This is a genomic window from Aeromonas sp. HMWF017 (genome assembly GCF_003061465.1).
In the GTDB taxonomy this organism is placed as follows: domain Bacteria; phylum Pseudomonadota; class Gammaproteobacteria; order Enterobacterales; family Aeromonadaceae; genus Aeromonas; species Aeromonas veronii.
The window spans coordinates 21,143-38,048 of the sequence record NZ_QAJD01000063.1; the positions used below are offsets into that span (position 1 = coordinate 21,143).

General features: G+C 60.5%; 17 protein-coding genes. 5 read left to right on the forward strand and 12 right to left on the reverse strand.

From position 1 onward, the window contains the following. Positions 1 to 63 precede the first annotated feature (63 nt). A complete protein-coding gene (locus DBR30_RS06065) occupies positions 64 to 1,758 on the forward strand; it encodes a pyridoxal phosphate-dependent decarboxylase family protein (RefSeq protein ID WP_108542016.1) in 1,695 nt (564 codons plus the stop codon). Positions 1,759 to 1,902: 144 nt separating this feature from the next. Here DBR30_RS06065 and DBR30_RS06070 read toward each other — a convergent pair whose 3' ends face one another. The 3 genes from DBR30_RS06070 to yiaY form a co-directional block, all read right to left on the reverse strand. After that, positions 1,903 to 2,532, reverse strand: coding sequence for an NAD(P)H-binding protein (locus DBR30_RS06070; protein ID WP_108542017.1), 630 nt, complete (start codon positions 2,530 to 2,532; stop codon positions 1,903 to 1,905). Positions 2,533 to 2,703: 171 nt separating this feature from the next. Beyond that, positions 2,704 to 3,042, reverse strand: a complete 339-nt coding sequence (bamE, locus tag DBR30_RS06075) for an outer membrane protein assembly factor BamE (RefSeq protein ID WP_005337980.1) — start codon at positions 3,040 to 3,042, stop codon at positions 2,704 to 2,706. 136 nt (positions 3,043 to 3,178) lie between these two features. Next, positions 3,179 to 4,330 (reverse strand): L-threonine dehydrogenase, encoded by a 1,152-nt coding sequence (gene yiaY, locus DBR30_RS06080; RefSeq protein ID WP_108588241.1) that lies wholly within the window; start codon positions 4,328 to 4,330, stop codon positions 3,179 to 3,181. A 382-nt stretch (positions 4,331 to 4,712) separates the two neighbouring features. Between yiaY and udp the strand changes: the two genes are divergently transcribed. Beyond that, positions 4,713 to 5,468 carry a uridine phosphorylase gene (udp, locus tag DBR30_RS06085; RefSeq protein ID WP_005337975.1) on the forward strand — a complete coding sequence of 252 codons (756 nt, stop codon included), beginning with the start codon at positions 4,713 to 4,715 and terminating at the stop codon, positions 5,466 to 5,468. A 138-nt stretch (positions 5,469 to 5,606) separates the two neighbouring features. On the opposite strand, the gene DBR30_RS06090 is transcribed toward udp, so the two are convergent. Further along, positions 5,607 to 6,335 carry an RluA family pseudouridine synthase gene (locus DBR30_RS06090; RefSeq protein ID WP_181363505.1) on the reverse strand — a complete coding sequence of 243 codons (729 nt, stop codon included), beginning with the start codon at positions 6,333 to 6,335 and terminating at the stop codon, positions 5,607 to 5,609. A 221-nt stretch (positions 6,336 to 6,556) separates the two neighbouring features. Here DBR30_RS06090 and rihA point away from each other — a divergent pair, with 221 nt between their 5' ends. Further along, a complete protein-coding gene (gene rihA, locus DBR30_RS06095; RefSeq protein ID WP_108588242.1) occupies positions 6,557 to 7,492 on the forward strand; it encodes a pyrimidine-specific ribonucleoside hydrolase RihA in 936 nt (311 codons plus the stop codon). A gap of 33 nt (positions 7,493 to 7,525) precedes the next feature. Beyond that, positions 7,526 to 7,993 carry a hypothetical protein gene (locus DBR30_RS06100; protein WP_005337958.1) on the forward strand — a complete coding sequence of 156 codons (468 nt, stop codon included), beginning with the start codon at positions 7,526 to 7,528 and terminating at the stop codon, positions 7,991 to 7,993. A 186-nt stretch (positions 7,994 to 8,179) separates the two neighbouring features. On the opposite strand, the gene DBR30_RS06105 is transcribed toward DBR30_RS06100, so the two are convergent. The 3 genes from DBR30_RS06105 to DBR30_RS06115 all read right to left on the reverse strand — a co-directional run bounded on the left by DBR30_RS06105 (position 8,180) and on the right by DBR30_RS06115 (position 10,801). Further along, the gene (locus DBR30_RS06105; RefSeq protein WP_108542019.1) at positions 8,180 to 8,476 is read right to left on the reverse strand and encodes a winged helix-turn-helix domain-containing protein; all 297 of its coding nucleotides are present in this window, start codon (positions 8,474 to 8,476) and stop codon (positions 8,180 to 8,182) included. Next, positions 8,473 to 9,003: a DUF1523 family protein gene (locus DBR30_RS06110; protein ID WP_005337948.1), complete on the reverse strand. Its 531-nt coding sequence runs from the start codon at positions 9,001 to 9,003 to the stop codon at positions 8,473 to 8,475. The genes DBR30_RS06105 and DBR30_RS06110 overlap by 4 nt, the downstream gene beginning before the upstream one ends. 175 nt (positions 9,004 to 9,178) lie before the next feature. Next, positions 9,179 to 10,801: a methyl-accepting chemotaxis protein gene (locus tag DBR30_RS06115; protein WP_108542020.1), complete on the reverse strand. Its 1,623-nt coding sequence runs from the start codon at positions 10,799 to 10,801 to the stop codon at positions 9,179 to 9,181. 232 nt (positions 10,802 to 11,033) lie between these two features. On the opposite strand from DBR30_RS06115, the gene DBR30_RS06120 reads away from it, so the two are divergent. Then, complete coding sequence (locus DBR30_RS06120; RefSeq protein WP_108588243.1) at positions 11,034 to 11,666, forward strand: LysE family translocator; 633 nt, start codon at positions 11,034 to 11,036, stop codon at positions 11,664 to 11,666. 292 nt (positions 11,667 to 11,958) lie between these two features. On the opposite strand, the gene DBR30_RS06125 is transcribed toward DBR30_RS06120, so the two are convergent. The 5 genes from DBR30_RS06125 to DBR30_RS21725 form a co-directional block, all read right to left on the reverse strand. Continuing rightward, entirely contained in the window at positions 11,959 to 13,167 is a 1,209-nt protein-coding gene (locus tag DBR30_RS06125) for a cation:proton antiporter (RefSeq protein WP_108542021.1), read from the reverse strand. 31 nt (positions 13,168 to 13,198) lie between these two features. Further along, entirely contained in the window at positions 13,199 to 14,302 is a 1,104-nt protein-coding gene (locus tag DBR30_RS06130; RefSeq protein WP_108588244.1) for a beta-N-acetylglucosaminidase domain-containing protein, read from the reverse strand. Positions 14,303 to 14,345: 43 nt separating this feature from the next. After that, a complete protein-coding gene (locus DBR30_RS06135; protein ID WP_108541387.1) occupies positions 14,346 to 16,073 on the reverse strand; it encodes a potassium/proton antiporter in 1,728 nt (575 codons plus the stop codon). A gap of 279 nt (positions 16,074 to 16,352) precedes the next feature. Further along, a complete protein-coding gene (locus DBR30_RS06140; RefSeq protein ID WP_005337933.1) occupies positions 16,353 to 16,499 on the reverse strand; it encodes a hypothetical protein in 147 nt (48 codons plus the stop codon). Beyond that, a partial coding sequence (locus DBR30_RS21725; protein WP_258224304.1) for a M15 family metallopeptidase occupies positions 16,496 to 16,906 on the reverse strand: 411 nt, incomplete at its 5' end. The genes DBR30_RS21725 and DBR30_RS06140, both read right to left, overlap by 4 nt.

The following is a 16,906-nucleotide window of genomic DNA, read 5'->3' on the forward strand; positions in this document are numbered from 1 at the left end:
ACTGTCGGCCCCGCTGGTACAGGGGTATAACGGCCGCACATTTGCTGTACTAATGGTATAAAAATGAGTGACTTAGTTTATCTGCAAGACGAAAGCGTCAATGCCGTCCATCCCGATTTCTCCGCCCGTTTCGCCACCGTCAAAGCCAACTTTTTCTCGCGCAATCCCGATCTCTGGCCCGTTTTTCGCGAACCCGGATTTGCCACCCTCAACGAATTTCGGGCCCGTGGCCTGGCCCCCGATGCCCGCCTGAATGCCTGGCCTGATGGCCGTGCCCGCCTGGCCGATCTCTGCGAGACCATGCCGGTGCCCGCCACCATGCGCACCCCGGGCGAGCCGATGGCCGAGCTGTTGTTTGCCGCCGCGCTGTCGAAGGATTGGGAGAACCCCTCCAGCGTCGAGAATGTCATCACCATGTCGGCGGATCCCGCTATCTATGGCGCCCAGCTGGGCATTTTGGCCAACCCCAATCTGGTCTACTCCGAATATGCCGGAGTGGCCGAGGAGCTGGAGAAGAAGGTGGTGCGCCAGATTGCGCTGCTGGCAGGCTATGATCCCGAGCGCGCCACCGGCATCTTTACCCAGGGGGGGACCTTCTGTAACCTCTATGGCTACTTGCTCGGCATTCGCAAAACCTTGCCGGAGGCCAAGCACAAGGGACTAGGCCACTATCAGGATTACCGCATCATCAACTCCCAGGGCGGTCACTACTCCAATATCACCAACCTCTCCCTGCTCGGGGTCGACATCGAAAACAAGACTATCCGCATTCAGGTGGGGGAGAACAACGATATCGATCTCGACCACCTCGAGCGCACCCTGACCGCCTGTTTTGCCCTGAAACACGTGGTGCCCACCATCATGCTCACCATGGGTACCACCGACACCTTCGGGGTGGATCAGGTGAAACCCGTGTTCGAGCTGCGCAATCGCTTGTGCGAGCAGTTCGAAGTGGCGGTCAAACCTCACATCCACGTCGATGCAGCCATCGGCTGGTCGATGATCTTCTTCCTGGGTTACGACTTTGCCGCCAACCCGCTCGCCATCAACAGCGCGACTCTGGCGGGGATCGAGCGCAACGTGGCGCGCTTTGCTGAGCTGAAATATGCCGACTCCTTCACCGTCGACTTCCAGAAGTGGGGCTATGTGCCCTACACCTCCAGCTTGGTGATGATCAAGGAGCAGGATGACCTCAAGGCGATGGAGAATGACCCGGAGAACTTCTCCTACTTCGAGCGGGACATTCAGGGCCAGACCCACCTGCAATCCACCATCGAGTGCTCCCGTGGCGCGAGTGGTCTGTTCGGTGCCTATGCGGCGCTCAACTATATGGGGGTGGAGGGGTATCGCACCGTGCTGGCCCACTGCCTGCAAAATGCCAACTACTTCCGCTTCCGGTTAAGCCAGATGGGCAACGTCAAGCTGGTGGCGCAGGAGAATCAGGGGCCGAGCGTCGGCTTCAAGATCTACAACCCCGAGTGGGTGAGCGATCCGGAGGCCGAATTCGCCTTCGAGCTGGCCCGCTCCAGCGACCCTGCCTACAAGGCGCGACTGCAGCGCAACACTGACTACCACCGCAGCCTGTTCAAGGGGCGCGGCAAGGTGGGGCTCTACACCAACTGGGTGGAGGCGGTGGCCCACTCTGACTACGATGCCCGCGGCAAGTACTCCTACATCGCCGGGGAGAAGGCGGTATTTATGAACCCTGCCTGCACTCGCGAGCAGATCGACGCCTTTATCGACCATATTCGCGGTTGATGGATGTTGCCCTGACAGTTGAGCGCGGCCTGTGATGGCAAGAGGCGGTCAGGGTACCTCGCCAACAGATAAACAAAGGGCAAGCCAATTGGCTTGCTCTTTTGTTTTTGCAGCACTGTGCGTAATCAGTGGGGAAGGGCGGGTTCAGAGGGCCAGCAGTTGCTCGTTCTCGACAATCTCGCACCCGGCGGGCAGTTTCGAGAGGGCGATCATGGCGCGAGCCACCTGACTGGCCTCGATGGCGCGCCAGCGGGCGAGCTTGCCCACCAGCAGCGGCCGAAACAGCGGGTAGATGGTCTGAAAGATCTGCTCGGAGAGGCGCGGTGGCTGGCGATTCCCGAGCAGCATGGCGGGCCGCACGATGGCGAGCCGTGGCCAGGATTGGGCCAGCAGGGCCTGCTCCATCTCCCCCTTGGTACGCGGATAGAGAGCCGGGGAAGATGCGCTGGCTCCCATGCTCGAGACCACGATCAGCCGTTGACAGCCGTGGCGGCGGGCCAGATCGGCAAAGGCGACCACATAGTCGAGATCGACCCGGCGAAACGCCTCGGCAGAGCCCGCCTCCCTGCGGGTGGTACCGAGGGCACAGAAGGCGATATCGACCGGGCGGGAGAGGGTGACGCTGGCCAGATCATCAAAATTGACCGGCAGCCAGTGGTGCGCCTCCTTGCCCGGCTTGCGACAGAGCAGGGTCAGTTCATGTTCGGCAGGCAGTTGCTGCACCAGTTCGCGACCGATCAGGCCGCTGGCTCCGGCAATCAGGATCCGGCTCATGGGGATTCTCCCTGTGTCATTCGATGGTGTTGATGCCATGGTGGCGGCTCATCAGCATCAGGCAATTTGCGGGCAGCTGCAATGGGGAGAAATGACTCAGTGTTGTCGGGCAGGATGAATTACGCGGGGCAGGATAAAACAAAACCGGCGCGAGGCCGGTTTTGCGGGATATCAGAGCGGGGTATTGAAAGCTGCTGGCAGCGGGAAGTCACCCGTCACTGTGGTCAGCCTGTCATTGGCAAAGGTGACGGTGAGCTCTTTGCGCTCCTTGTCGCCGTGGCCTGGCTGGAATTCATAGAGGTAGTACCAGGTGTTGGGGTCAAAGCCGTCACGCAGCATGGGGGTCCCCAGCACATAGCTGACCTGCTCGCGGGTCATCCCCTGGCGCAGTTTGTCGACCTGTTTTTGTTCCACATAGTTGCCCTGGGGAATATCGATACGATAGACCAGGCTGCAACCGGAGAGGGTGAGGGCGGTCAAAGCCGCGGCAATCAGGTGTTTCATCCGCATATCGAGTTCAGATCATCCATACAGTCTTTTTGGCTCGGCAAATCATACCGACTCCCTCCACGGAAGTAAAAAGCCATTGATCCATCAGCCAATAAAAAGGGCCGCACTGCGACCCTTTCTGGCAATCCGGTGGCTTTTACATCGCCGCGCGGAAGATGGCGACGATCTCTTCGTGGCTCGCCTGTTTCGGGTTGGTGAAGCCGCAGGCATCTTTCAGGGCGTTGCTGGCCAGGGTATCGAAGTCATCGGCCTTGACGCCGAGCTGCTCCAGACCGGCGGGGATCTTCACATCCAGCGCCAGCTGCTTGATGGCGGCAATGGCAGCGGCGGCGCCCTGCTCGTCGCTCATGGCACTCACGTCCACCCCCATGTAGCGGGCCACATCCTTCAGGCGAGCGGCGCTTACCTGGGCGTTGAACGCCTGAGCGTGGGGCAGCAGCACGGCGTTGCAGACACCGTGGGGCAGGTCATAGAAACCGCCCAGCTGGTGGGCCATGGCGTGCACATAGCCCAGGCTTGCGTTGTTGAAGGCCATGCCGGCCAGGAACTGGGCGTAGGCCATCTGCTCGCGGGCATGCAGGTCATCGCCATGGTGAACGGCGGTGCGCAGGTGCTTGGCAATCAGCTCGATGGCCATCACGGCGCTGGCATCGGTCACCGGGGTGGCGATGGTGGAGACATAGGCCTCGATGGCGTGGGTCAGGGCATCCATACCGGTGGCGGCGGTGAGACCAGCCGGCTTGGCCAGCATCAGCTCGGGATCGTTGACCGACATCAGCGGGGTAACGTGCTTGTCGATGATGGCCATTTTCACGTGGCGCGCTTCGTCGGTGATGATGCAGAAGCGGGTCATCTCGGAGGCGGTACCGGCAGTGGTGTTGATGGCGATGAGCGGCAGTTGCGGCTTGGCGGAGCGATCCACCCCTTCGTAATCCTTGATGTTGCCACCGTTGGCGGCCACCAGCGCGATGCCCTTGGCACAGTCGTGGGGCGAGCCGCCCCCTAGCGAGATGACGCAGTCGCAGCCGTTGGCCTTGATCATCGCCAGACCCGCTTCGACGTTGCTGGTGGTGGGGTTGGGTTTGGTCTCATCGAAAACTGCGCTTTCAATGCCATGTTCAGCCAGCAGGGTGGTGAGCTTGGCGACCACACCGATCTGGTTGAGGATCTTGTCGGTGACGATCAGCGCCTTGCGATAGCCGTAACCCTTGATATCGGCGGCAGCCTCTTGCAGACAGCCGGCACCCATCAGGTTGATTGCGGGAATATAGAACTTGAATGTAGCCATGATGGACTTCCTATAGTTAGCCATTAAGTGGTATTTGAGAGCTAGGCTACCATCTAGAAAGGGATACAAAAGCATCTTGTTTGCAACTTTACGGGGTCGATCACGAGTCGTTAATTAAGCGCTGAACCAGGCTTGACTTTCCCGCATCTGACTCGATTTGCAGAAAAACGTTTGTCAATTATTTCATTGGGTTAGCAAACGTTTTGCGCAATGTTTGTCACTGTCAATGCGTGGAAGTGTGAGGCGCTTCAAGGAATTGGAAAGCGCTTTCGACCATAGTTGGCGCCTCCCCGAAGAGGGGGGTAAAGGCTTGAAAGTATCATAAAGAATCATCTTAACTTGTGCCCTGACCATGCTGGCAGGGGGCAACCAGGAGTCCAATATGTCTGATGTATTTCACTTGGGTTTGAAGAAAGCGGATCTGCAAGGCGCCACCCTGGCGATCGTCCCCGGTGACCCCGAGCGCGTGAAGCGTATCGCAGAGCTGTTGGATAACCCGGTGCACCTGGCCAGCCATCGTGAATTCACTACCTGGCGCGGCGAGATGGACGGCAAGGCCGTGATCATCTGCTCTACCGGTATCGGTGGCCCGTCCACCTCCATCGCGGTAGAAGAGCTGGCCCAGCTGGGTATCCGCACCTTCCTGCGTATCGGCACCACCGGCGCCATCCAGCCGCACCTGAACGTGGGTGATGTGATCGTGACCACCGGTTCCGTGCGCCTCGACGGTGCCAGCCTGCACTTTGCACCGATGGAGTTCCCGGCTGTTGCCGACTTCGACTGCACCACCGCGCTGGTGAACACCGCCAAAGAGATGGGCTCCAAGCTGCACATCGGTGTGACTGCCTCCTCTGACACCTTCTACCCGGGTCAGGAGCGTTACGACACCGTATCCGGCCGCGTAGTGAGCCGTTTCCAGGGTTCCATGAAAGAGTGGCAAGCCATGGGCGTGCTGAACTATGAGATGGAGTCCGCAACCCTGCTGACCATGTGCTCCAGCCAGGGCCTGCGTGCCGGTATGGTGGCTGGCGTTATCGTCAACCGTACCCAGCAAGAGATCCCGAACGCCGAGACCATGGCGAAGACCGAATCTGATGCCATCAAGATCGTACTGGGCGCTGCCCGCAAGCTGATCTGATAGCACCACAAAGAGTGGGGGGGGGGCCGTTGCGAAAGCGCGGCCCCTATCTTTATCCGCCGTTTACCGCCTTTCCTCTCCCGTCACCCCTTTCACTGATCCCGTCGCACTCGCGCTGTTTGTCTCTACTGATTGCCTCTAAAACGGCGCTGGACAGCACACTTGCATCGGCTTGCCGCTCACCGGATGGACAAAATCCAGCTCGCTGGCATGCAGCATCAGCCGGGGGGCCTGTTCGCAGCCAGGTAGCAGCAGGCCACCATAGAGATCGCAGCCGAGGATGGGGTGGCCCAGCAGCTGACTGTGGATGCGCAGCTGATGGGTGCGACCGGTCTGTGGTACCAGTCGTACCCGGGTCAAAGGCACGGTCTGCCCCTGCATCTGCTGCTCCAGCCGATCAATCACCTGATAGCGGGAGCGGGCGGGTTTGCCACTGACGGCGCAGATCTTCATCAGCGGGAAAATCGACGGATCCTTGGCGATAGGGGCGTCGATAACTCCTTCGTCGTCAATCAGATGACCGCACAGCAGGGCGCTGTAGGCCTTGCTCACCGCCCGCTGACTGAACTGCTGGCAGAGCAGGGCATTGATGGCCTTGTTTCTGGCCACCACCATGATGCCTGAGGTGCCAAAATCGAGGCGATGCACCAGGGTGCAGCCGGGGTAATCCTGCACCAAGCGATAGTGAACCGAGTCGAGGTTTTGCGGATTCTTGCCCGACAGACTCAGCAGGCCGCTCGGCTTGTTGATGAGCAGCAGGTGTTCATCTTCGAACAGGATCTCGATGGCGGCACTGCAGGGCGGGGCGATAAAGGTGTCGAGGATAACGGACATAGGTGGCACAGGTTGGAAACGGGGTGCGATCATACCCGAACCGGCGCGGCCGGGCGAATGGGCGGTGCGCTGCCTCGGAAAATGAACGGGATGCGCCACACAACCTCTTGATAATGAGCTGCTTTGAGCGAGGCGGTGTGCAGTACAAACCGCTCATGTCAGCAACAAGGCCCCGTTTTGTGACCCCTTCCCGAGTTCATCCGAGGCTTGCTTGTTAAGGTATGGCTCCCTGTTATGTTGTAAGGAGTCTCTCCATGGCACTGCCCGTTATTCTTGATTGTGATCCCGGCCACGACGACGCCATCGCCCTCATTCTGGCGCTGGCCAGCCCTGAACTTAAGGTGCTGGCGGTCACCACCAGTGCGGGCAATCAGACGCCGGACAAGACCCTCAACAATGCCCTGCGCATCCTCACCTTGCTGGGGCGGGACGATATTCCGGTGGCGGCGGGGGCACCGAAACCACTGGCCCGCGAGCTGATTATCGCCGACAACGTTCACGGCGAATCGGGCCTCGATGGCCCCAAGCTGCCGGATCCCGCCTTTGCACCGCAGGGGATGACGGGGATTGAGCTGATGGCCAAGTGTCTGCTCGAGAGCCCGCAGCCTGTGACCCTGGTGCCGACTGGCCCGCTCACCAATATCGCCCTGCTGCTTGCGGCTCACCCCGAGCTAAAGAGCAAGATCGCTCGCATCGTGCTGATGGGGGGCGCCGCAGGGGCCGGCAACTGGACACCAGCGGCGGAATTCAATATTTATGTGGACCCGGAAGCGGCCGATATGGTCTTCAAGTCGGGCATTCCCATCACCATGTGCGGCCTCGATGTGACCCACGAGGCGCAGGTGATGGACGAGGATATCGAGCGGGTACGCGCCATCACCAATCCGGTGGCCCAGTGTGTGGCCGGTCTGCTCGATTTTTTCATGATCTACCATCGGGACCCCAAGTGGGGATTTGCTGGCGCACCGCTCCACGACCCCTGTACCATTGCCTGGTTGCTGGCTCCCGAGCTGTTCCATGGGGTCGAGTGCCGGGTCGATATCGAGACCCGAGGGGAGCATACCGTGGGGATGACGGTGGTGGATCGTTATGGTCTGACCGGCAAGCCAGCTAATGCGCTGGTATTGTTGGGGCTGGATCGTCCGGGCTTTATCGATCTGCTGGTGACGCGGCTGCGGGCGTTTGACTGATCGCCGGTTCGTTTTTGCAAGAAGGGGCGGGGAATGTGGAAGAGAGGCTTGGTGCTGCTGGCCGGGTTGCAACTGACGGGTTGTGCGACGCCATTCGAGCGGATGTGGCAGGGGCTGGCGACCTGCGAGTTTACCGATCTCTATGTGGATGAGACGGGCAGGCCCGCCAATCTACAACTGGCCAACTACACCCCCTACAAGGTGAGCGATGGCTTTGCCTGGTACAAGGTGCACGAGGAGCTGCACGGCTTGCCGGTGGTCGGCTTTATCGTGCCCGCCTCCAGCTTTGAAGTGCATGCCCTCTTTGTCGATACCCCCATTGCCAATGCCCGCCGGTTGACCCACAACGCCTACGGCAGCGAGTTTGGCGACGAGCAGAAGCATGACGAGGGCTTAGCCCCTCTGCTTTTGCGCGATCCCAACAACCCCAAGCGCTCCATCATCGACTGCACCCGCGGCGAGTCTGACGGGGAGCTTGAGGATTCGGCCATGCCCGAGTAGGGCGACCTGTCGCGTCATCGGCCTGAAAAAAGAGGGGCCAGCCTTGCCGGCTGGCCCCTCTTTTTTATTGTTGCTTAGCGCCTTGATCAGGGATAGCTCAGCGTCTTCTTGATAAGAGGTAGCTAGGCCTTGATCCATGCCGGATTGCAATAGGTTACCCAGTCGCAGGCCTGACTCGACATCATTTCAGGGATAGCTCAACGTCTCTTTGATAAGCGGCAGTTGAGCCTTGATCCACGCTGGATTGATGGGCCCCCAGTCGCTGATGCGGTAGTGCCCCTGCAGGTGGCGAGCCCCCTCGGTCTGCTCGAAGGCGCAGCTGATATCGAGTTCGGCCAGTGCGCTTAGAGTATCCTGCGCGGTGCGGCGCGGCATGCCGGTCGCCTCCATGATGGCAGGTACCGTATCCGTGCCCTGGCTGATCAGCCAGGCCACGTAGAGCCGCCGGTAGAAGCTGGTGCGGGTCTTGCTCGGCTCCATCAGATCTCATCCTCGAGACGATCGAAGTAGCGCCAGGTTGCGATGGCGGCTTTGCCCATCACCAGTGCCCAGAGGCCGAACCAGAACCAGCGGAAGAAGCTCCAGGTGGAGGCGTCAGGCTCAGTGCTCTCAATCTTGGTGACGTTGGGGAACATGGAGAACATGTTCACGCGCCAGCCGTAGGAGGTGATGATGGCCAGGCGTTTCTCGAACTCCATGGACTTGGCCTTGGCTTGGACGTCGGCGGCGTTGAACTTGAAGTAGAAGGGCCAGCCCCACTCGGTATCTTCATTGCGAAACACCCGGATCTTCTCGCCGGGGCGCTCGGTGTAAATGTAATAGACGTCGGTGGTGGGGCCGTCAGCCGGGTTCTTCTGGCTGATAGGGCCATCCTTGTCGGTGCGCTTCACCTCGACCCCTGTGATGGTAGCGATGGTGTGCTCCGGCAGGTAGTAGTCGAGCCAGGCGGCGGAAATGAGGGCGATGAGCCCCAGGGCGATAAAAGCGGGTTTCTTGAATCTCAGGCTCATGGTGTGCTCACGTGAGGGGGAGTAACGTGCCTCTACCATACCGATATTTGACAGGGCAGCCCAGCCCCTTATGGCACCAACGGCCAAAAAATGGCGTTTAAAACAGAGACAAAGCCATTGCTCCATCAACAAGAAAGGCCCTTACGGGCCTTTTTGTCTGGTTCACTTTGTGCGCTTACAGCTGGAATTGGGCCAGCTGCTTGCGTTGCTGCTCGGCGAGCAGGGAGAGTTCGTTGCTGGCACTGGCGCTCTGGCTGATGCCGGAGGAGCTCTGGCTCACGATCTCGTGAATATTGCTGATGTTGCGGTTGATGTCGGCGGTAACGCAGGACTGCTCCTCGGCGGCGGTGGCGACCTGGGCGTTAGCGTCGTTGATCTGGCGCACGGCACCGGTAATGCCACTCAGCAGATCCTGCACCTGAGCCGACAAGCGCTGGTTATGACTGAGGATCTCCAGGGTCTCCTGCACGCCGTTGTTGGCGGATTGGGACTGGCTCTGCAGCCGCTCGATGATGGCCTGGATCTCCTTGGTGGAGTCCTGGGTGCGGGCAGCCAGCATTCTTACCTCGTCGGCCACGACTGCAAAACCACGTCCCGTTTCACCGGCACGGGCCGCTTCGATGGCGGCATTGAGCGCCAGCAGGTTGGTCTGTTCGGAGATCCCCTGAATCACTTCAATTACCTTGCCGATCTGCTCGGACTGGGATTTGAGCTGGGCCACGATGGCGGCGGCATCTTCCAGACTGCCTGCCATCCGGCTGTTGGCGGCGATGCTTTCGGTAAAGAGGGCGAGCCCCTGTTCGACACGGCCATTGGCATCCCGTGCCAGCTCATCGGCGACGGCGGCGTTGTGGTTGACGTTGTCAGCGGTGCTGGAGAGTTCGGTCACGGCGGAGGCGACCTGTTCGATCTCGCTGTGCTGCTGCTTTGCATTGGCCTCGGACTGGGTCATCACGGCGGCCAGCTCGGTGGCGGCGGAGGCGACGCTGTTGCTGATCCCGGTCAGGTTCTCGATGGTGCTACCAAGTTGCCCCAGAGTGAGGTTGATATCTTTGGCCAGACGGGTCAGCTCGTTGTTGCCCTCCGCTTTGGCGCGCACGTTGAAGCGCCCTTGCGCCACGGCGTGCATCACCTCTTGTAGCTGACTGATGGGGCTGACGATGCGACCGGAGAGAACCCAACCGCAGATCAGCGCAGCCAGCAGGGTACCGGCGGTGAGCAGCAGGGTTCGCAGCAGGGTGGCGTCGTAGTGGGCCTGCTCTTCTGCCAGCTCTTGCTGGATCAGCTGGTTGATGTGGGCGGACATGCTGTCGATCTGCTTGATCAGCTGTTCACCCAGCTCGCGGAAATGGAGGCGGGCCGCCTCGTAGGCGACCGGATCGCCGCCACCCTGATGCTTTTGCGCCAGCAGCGGCAGCATGTTGCTGCGGGTATGGCTGAGGTAGGCCTGCAGGGCGGCAGCGACCTGCCGGTTATCCTGCTCGGCACCGGGGAGCACCAGACGGCCGAGGATGGCGTTGATCTCCTGCTCGGCGCTGTTGAGGTTTGCGGGCAGTGCGGCAAACAGCTTGGCATCGTAGAGGCCATAGATGGCGCTGGTGCGCAGCCGGTAGGTGGCGTGGATCAGTTTGGCAATATCGTCCTTGTGCTGGACCACGCTCTGGGTCGTCTCATCTATGTCATTGATGGCTTCATCCAGACCCTGTTTGCTGATGGCGATCATCACCATCATCAGCAGGCTGGCCAGCAGCAAAGGTATCAAGACCTGGACACGTATTGATAGATTATTCAATGACATAAATGGCTCTAATCCGGAATTGGAGGAGCCGACATCTTACACATGCACGTCAGGAGCTGTCACAGGCTTTTATTGCTGAAATGTGCTGAAGAAAAGGTTTTTCCTTGTGAGAAAGGAGCCATTTAGGCATGATTGAGCGCTTTATCCCCTGAATATGTGGTACAACTGGCTGGGTTGTGTCAATCCTGTCCCGTTTTCGTGATTTTCCGCTCTCGTCATATGGAGGTGTGTTGTGTCCAGCTGGATCGATCCGGCCATTCTGGCTCTGTTTATCCCGACCTTTTTCTTTGTCTCGGTGACCCCCGGCATGTGCATGACCCTGTCGATGACCCTGGGGATGAGCCTGGGTGTGCGCCGAACCCTGCACATGATGTGGGGGGAGCTGATTGGGGTCGGGCTGGTCTCGGTGCTGTCGGTGATCGGGGTAGCCGCCATCATGCTCAACTATCCGGGGATCTTCGCCGCCTTCAAATATGTGGGGGGCGCCTATCTGATGTGGCTCGGCATCCAGATGTGGCAGGCCAAGGGGAAGATGGCCATTCCGGCGGATCTCTCGGCCGGTCAGCAGACCAGCGCCATGGGGCTGGCGGTGCAGGGCTTTGTCACCGCCATCGCCAACCCCAAGGGGTGGGCTTTCATGATCTCCCTGCTGCCCCCCTTTATCTCTGCCGACAAGCCGATGGCGCTGCAGATCAGCGCGCTGGTGGCGCTGATCCTGGTCATCGAGTTCTCCTGCCTGCTGCTCTACGCCAGCGGTGGCCGCACCCTGCGCCACTTCCTCGCCAAGAGCGGCAACGTCACCCTGATGAACCGCATTGCCGGTACTTTGATGCTGGGGGTGGGGGTCTGGCTGGCGCTAGGTTAAGAGCCGTCTGTGACCCACGCCACGAAAGAAAAATGCCACCGGTCGGTGCAATGCTGTTCACTTAAGAGAATTTGAGTTCCAGTCCACGTAGTATCAGGACAAAAAAGCGAGGGAGGCATGATGCCTCCCTCTTTCTATTGCAAGCCTCGCTGGATAAAGGCTGGAGGAAGATCGACTGGACACAGCCTTGCCCCCCCCAACTCAAATCTAATTTATGAATAATCAGTCAATAAAGTGCTTATCTGAACAGCATTGCACCGGTCGGTGGCATTTTTTATGGGCGCAGGGTGGCTCAGCGCGGTTTGAAACGCTCGACCCAGGGGTTGGCAGTGAGGCCGTGCAGGATGACGCTCAATATGATGGTGCAGAGCACGGTGGCGATGATGGGGCGCTGACCTATCAGGGCTGGCTCGTTTTGCTGCACCATTACCGCAAAGACGATGCTGGCAAGGCCCCGTGGCCCGAACCAGCCGATAAAGAGCTTGAGCTCGGGCTTGAGGCCGGTGCCGATGAGGCTCAGCCAGACCGGTGCCATCCGCAGCAGGGTGAGGCTGGCAACGGCATAGAGCCAGTATTGCCAGTGCAGCAGCTCCGGCAGGATGGGCATCAGGGTCGCGCCAAACACCATCCAGATCACCACAGAGAGCAGGTCACCATACCCTTCACAGCTATCCATATAGGCGTGCTTGTGCTCGCCCAGGCGGTGGCCGATAAAGAGACCGCCGACAAAGGCGGCGATAAAGCCGCTCCCCCCGAGAGTCTGTGCCAGCGCAAAGCAGAGCAGGGCCAGCCCCGGCATGGTGAGCTGGCGCCAGAGCGGCAGTTGCCAGCCGTTGAGATAGGAGATTTTCAGCAGCCGGATGGTGAGGCTGGTCAGCACAAAGGCGACTAGCAGGCCAATGCCGATCTCCTCCAGCATCAGGGTGATGGCAAGAGTGGCGGTGCCTGCGTGCTGCTCTGTGGGGGCGATAAGAGCAAGCAGCAGAAGCAGTACCGGTACGCAGATGCCGTCGTTGAGGCCGCTCTCCTGATTGAGCCCTTCGCGCACCGGTGCAGGCACCGCGGGGTTGCTGACCACTGCCTTGCCGAGCGCTGCATCGGTGGGGGCAAGAATGGTGGAGAGGATCGCCATCTCCAGCAGTGGCAAGTCGGGGAAAATCCAGTGGCCAAACAGGGCGCCACAGACCAGGGTGAGGGGCAGGCCAATCAGCAAAAGCCGGATAGGGAGCTGGCGGTTGGCCAGCAATACCTGCCAGTTGGTGTTGGCGGCATCGTTGAACAGCACGATGACCAGCGTCAGCTCGGCCAGCAGCTTGATGCCGGCGCTGTCGATAGAGAGGGAGAGCAGCTCCAGCCCTCCCGGCCCCAGCAACCAGCCGGTCAGCAGAAAGAGCAGGGGGCCGTTGACCAGTTTTGACTCGAAGCGCCCCGCGATCAGGCTGTAGATCAGCAAGAAGGCGGCGATCACCGCCAGATTCTGGTAAAGCAGGTGTGCATCCATACAACCTCCTTTCTGCCCCGCAGGGGGCGGTTTAGTCGGTCAGGCAGTCGGGGTCGAACACATACTCCCCGTCCAGCCAGCGCACTATTTCGTCGACGCAGGCTTGATCCCGAAACGGCAGATAGCGCGCCTTGAGGGCGGCAATCTGCTCTGGGGTGAGCTGTGCCAGCCCCAGATCCTGAAACAGCGGCAGGTCGGCTTCGATCATCGCCGAGATCTGCGGGCCGCAGGTGGCGTTGAGGGCGGCATGCAGCGCCTTGTCGGGGTCGTACTGCTTGCCGAGTCGGTAGCTCATCGGCAGGGTGGCGAGGGGCAGGGCGGAGAGCGCCGCCTGTTTCATCGGGTTGACCGCGTGGCCAGAGACCAGCTCTGCCAGCTCGGCAGGGCGATTCTCGAAAGCGCGCAGGTGCAGGTAGCTGCTCGCCTTGCTGCCATCGTTGACCGGGTAGTTGTCCCACAGGAAGGGCTTGCGGCCGAGCAGTTCGGTCACCTGCTTGAGGTGTACCGCCGGATACTCGGTCGAGCAGACCTTGGGGCCTGTCCAGAAAATCTCGAAACGGCGGTCGAGCTGCTCGCCAAGCTCCTCCAGATAGCGGGGGGGCATGGTGCCGAACACCTTCTCCAGCACCGGATCGGTCGAGTAGTAGCTGGGGCAGAAGATGAGGCGGGTCGCCTTGCTGTGGGCCGCGATGTCGTGGGCGATGGTGAGCTGGTGACGGGCCAGATCCGGGGTATCCCCCTTCATGTCGTCAAACAGCACAGCCAGAATATCGGGCTGCAGCATCTCGTCGATGAGGCGCACTTTTTCAAGCAGCGCCGGGCGCTTACGATCGTAGTCGTGATGCGCCCCCATGGGGCTCAAGCCCACCCCGAAGGCGAGCCCGTTGGCGCGGCACTGGCGCGCCAGTTCGGCGAGATCGGCCAACTGCTGCTCGGGCCAGGGGAGGGCCCAATGCTTGCGCAGATAGCCATCCTCTTTCGGTGCATAGATATAGAAACCGTAACCGTGGCGTGGCAGCCACTGGGCGTAGCGGGCGCGGGCCTGCCAGCTCCATCCCTTGCCAAAAAAGCCTTCAATCACCCCCAGATTGGCTGCGGGGGGCAGGGGGCCGGACAGCAAACTTTGATATGGCATAACTCTCTCCCTTCTTGCTGGGGACTTGATACGGGACGGTCGGTCAGACCGGGTCCTCTTCCTGAAAGCGCACCCCGATCTTGCTCGGCACGCTCTCGTCCATTTCGGCCACGGTCCAGATCAGGCCCTGCCATTCGATGTTGTCACCGACCACCAGATTATCGCCCAACTGGCTGGCAATAAAATCGCCCAGTGTCTGATCCGCCACCTCGCTCACATCCAGCCCGTAGAGAGGGGCGAGATCCACCAGCCGTGCCGCCGCTTCCAGCAGGAAGTCACCGAAGAAGCGGGGGCCGAGATCCTGCTCCGGCGCCTGACTGAACAGCTGGCCGAGGGCGGGGAGGTCACGCTCATGGCCAATCACGCAGAGAATGTCATCGGCCTGCAGACAGGTACTGCCCGAGGGGTGGAGCAGCTCGCGGCCACGAAACAGGGCACAGATCCGGGTGCCGGCGGGCATCTGCAGATCCCGCAGCGGCGAGCCGATGCACCACTTCTCCTCCCCCAGCTGGTAGACGAAGGTCTCCCACTGGCTGTCGAGATCGATCTCGAGCCCCGAGCGGTTGATGGGCGACGGCGGTGCCGGTACCTCCACCCGCGCCAGTTTTGAGGCCAGCGGTAGCGAGCTGCCCTGTAAAATCAGTGAGACCAGCACCACGAAGAAGGCGACGTTGAAGTAGAGCTGAGCGTTGGGCAGCCCCGCCATCATGGGGAACACTGCCAGAATGATGGGCACCGCGCCGCGCAGGCCAACCCAGGAGATAAACCAGCGCTCGCGGGGGGCGAAGTTCTTGAATGGCAGCAGCCCGATCCAGACAGACACCGGGCGGGCAAACAGGATCATCCACATCGCCAGCGCCAGCGCGGGCAGGGCGATGGGCAGCAGTTTGTGGGGTGAGGCGAGCAGCCCCAGCACCAGAAACATGCCGATTTGGCTGAGCCAGGTCAGACCGTCCAGCACCGACAAGGTGGTGCTGCGACTGCGCAGGGCGAGGTTGCCGAGCAACAGACCAGTGAGATAGATGGCGAGAATGCCGCTGCCACCGACCGCCGTGGTGAGGGCGAAGATCAGTAGGCCGCCGCTGACGGTGAGCAGCGGATAGAGTCCCGGCGCCAGACGGGCTGTGTTGATGAGACGCCACAGCAGCCAGCCGCCGCCAAGGCCAATCCCGGCGCCCAGCCCGAACTGCTTGACCAGTTGCAGCAGCAGGAAGCCCGCATCCAGTCCTTGCTGGGCGGTGGCGAGCACCTCGATCAGGGTGACGGTGAGAAACACCGCCATGGGGTCGTTGCTGCCTGACTCTATCTCCAGCGTCGCGCTCACCCGCTCGTTGAGGCTGCGCCCGCCGAGCAGGGAGAAGACCGCCGCCGCATCGGTGGAGCCGACGATGGCACCGATCAGCATCCCCTGCATCAGGTTGAGGTCAAACAGCCAGGCGGCGGCGAGCCCTGTCAGGCCGGTGGTGATGGCCACCCCGACCGTGGCGAGCGACAGGGCAGGCCAGAGCGCGACCCGGAACGAGGAGACCCGGGTGCGCATGCCGCCGTCGAGCAGGATGATGGCAAGCGCCAGGTTGCCCACCAGATAGGCGATGGAGTAGTCAGCGAAGTGGATGCCACCGGGGCCATCCTCACCGGCCAGCATGCCGACGGCGAGGAAGATAACCAGAATGGGAATACCGAGGCGGGAAGAGAGGGCGCTCAACAGTACGCTGGCTCCCACCAACAGGGCAGCGACAAAAAAGAAACTGTTGATGGTAGCGGCATCCAAGGGCGAACTCCTTCCTGGTAATGTGCAAAGTAGGCACATTATATGCAGTTAGGCCCCCCTTGTGTGGCTTATTTGTGCATCAATTTGCACTTTCTTACATTTTTCATCCCTTTTTTCAGCATGGCCGCGCCATATTCTGACTGTGACGGGGTTAACGAAAGCGGAGTCAAAGGAGCGTCGATTTCAGGATGCGCAGGGAGGAGAGGGCGGGAAAAAGTGAAACGGCACAGCTGAGGGAGAGGGGAGCACGAGGGCGCTCCCCACGGGATGGGGCGGGATTCAGTCGTCCTCGTCATCCTTCACTTCGCGGATCTTGTCCTTGTAGTTGGGCAACTGCTTCTCCAGCCGTTTCATGTCTTTGATGGCATTGAGAAACAGCCCGAGCAGGAACAGCAGCGGCAACCCTATCCACAGCCAGAGATTCATGGGATTTTCCTTTCGTCAGGACAGGTGGTGACATAACGGGCCAAAATTTCATCAAGGTTGGCCAATATGGTCGACTTGCCTTCAATATCCGCCTGTTGCAGGCAAAGCGCCAGTGCCGCGGGATCGAGTCGCTGCTCGTCGGACTCTAGCGAGAAGCTGATATGCCAGGGCTCGTAGGCGACCCCGCTCTCGGCCCCGACCGGTTTGGCATAAGGGAGGAAGAAGCCAAAGTCTCTCATGTGATCGCTGAGCCACTCGCTGAGATCTGCAAACCAGCCCCCGGCTTCATACTCCCAGGGCTCCAGTGCCAGTTTGGTATCGGCGGGCAGGCAGTCCGGGTCGTAGATATCGAGATCGGTCCCCCAGTGGTGACGGCTGGTGCCGGGCAGGGCACTCCAGCGCAGGAT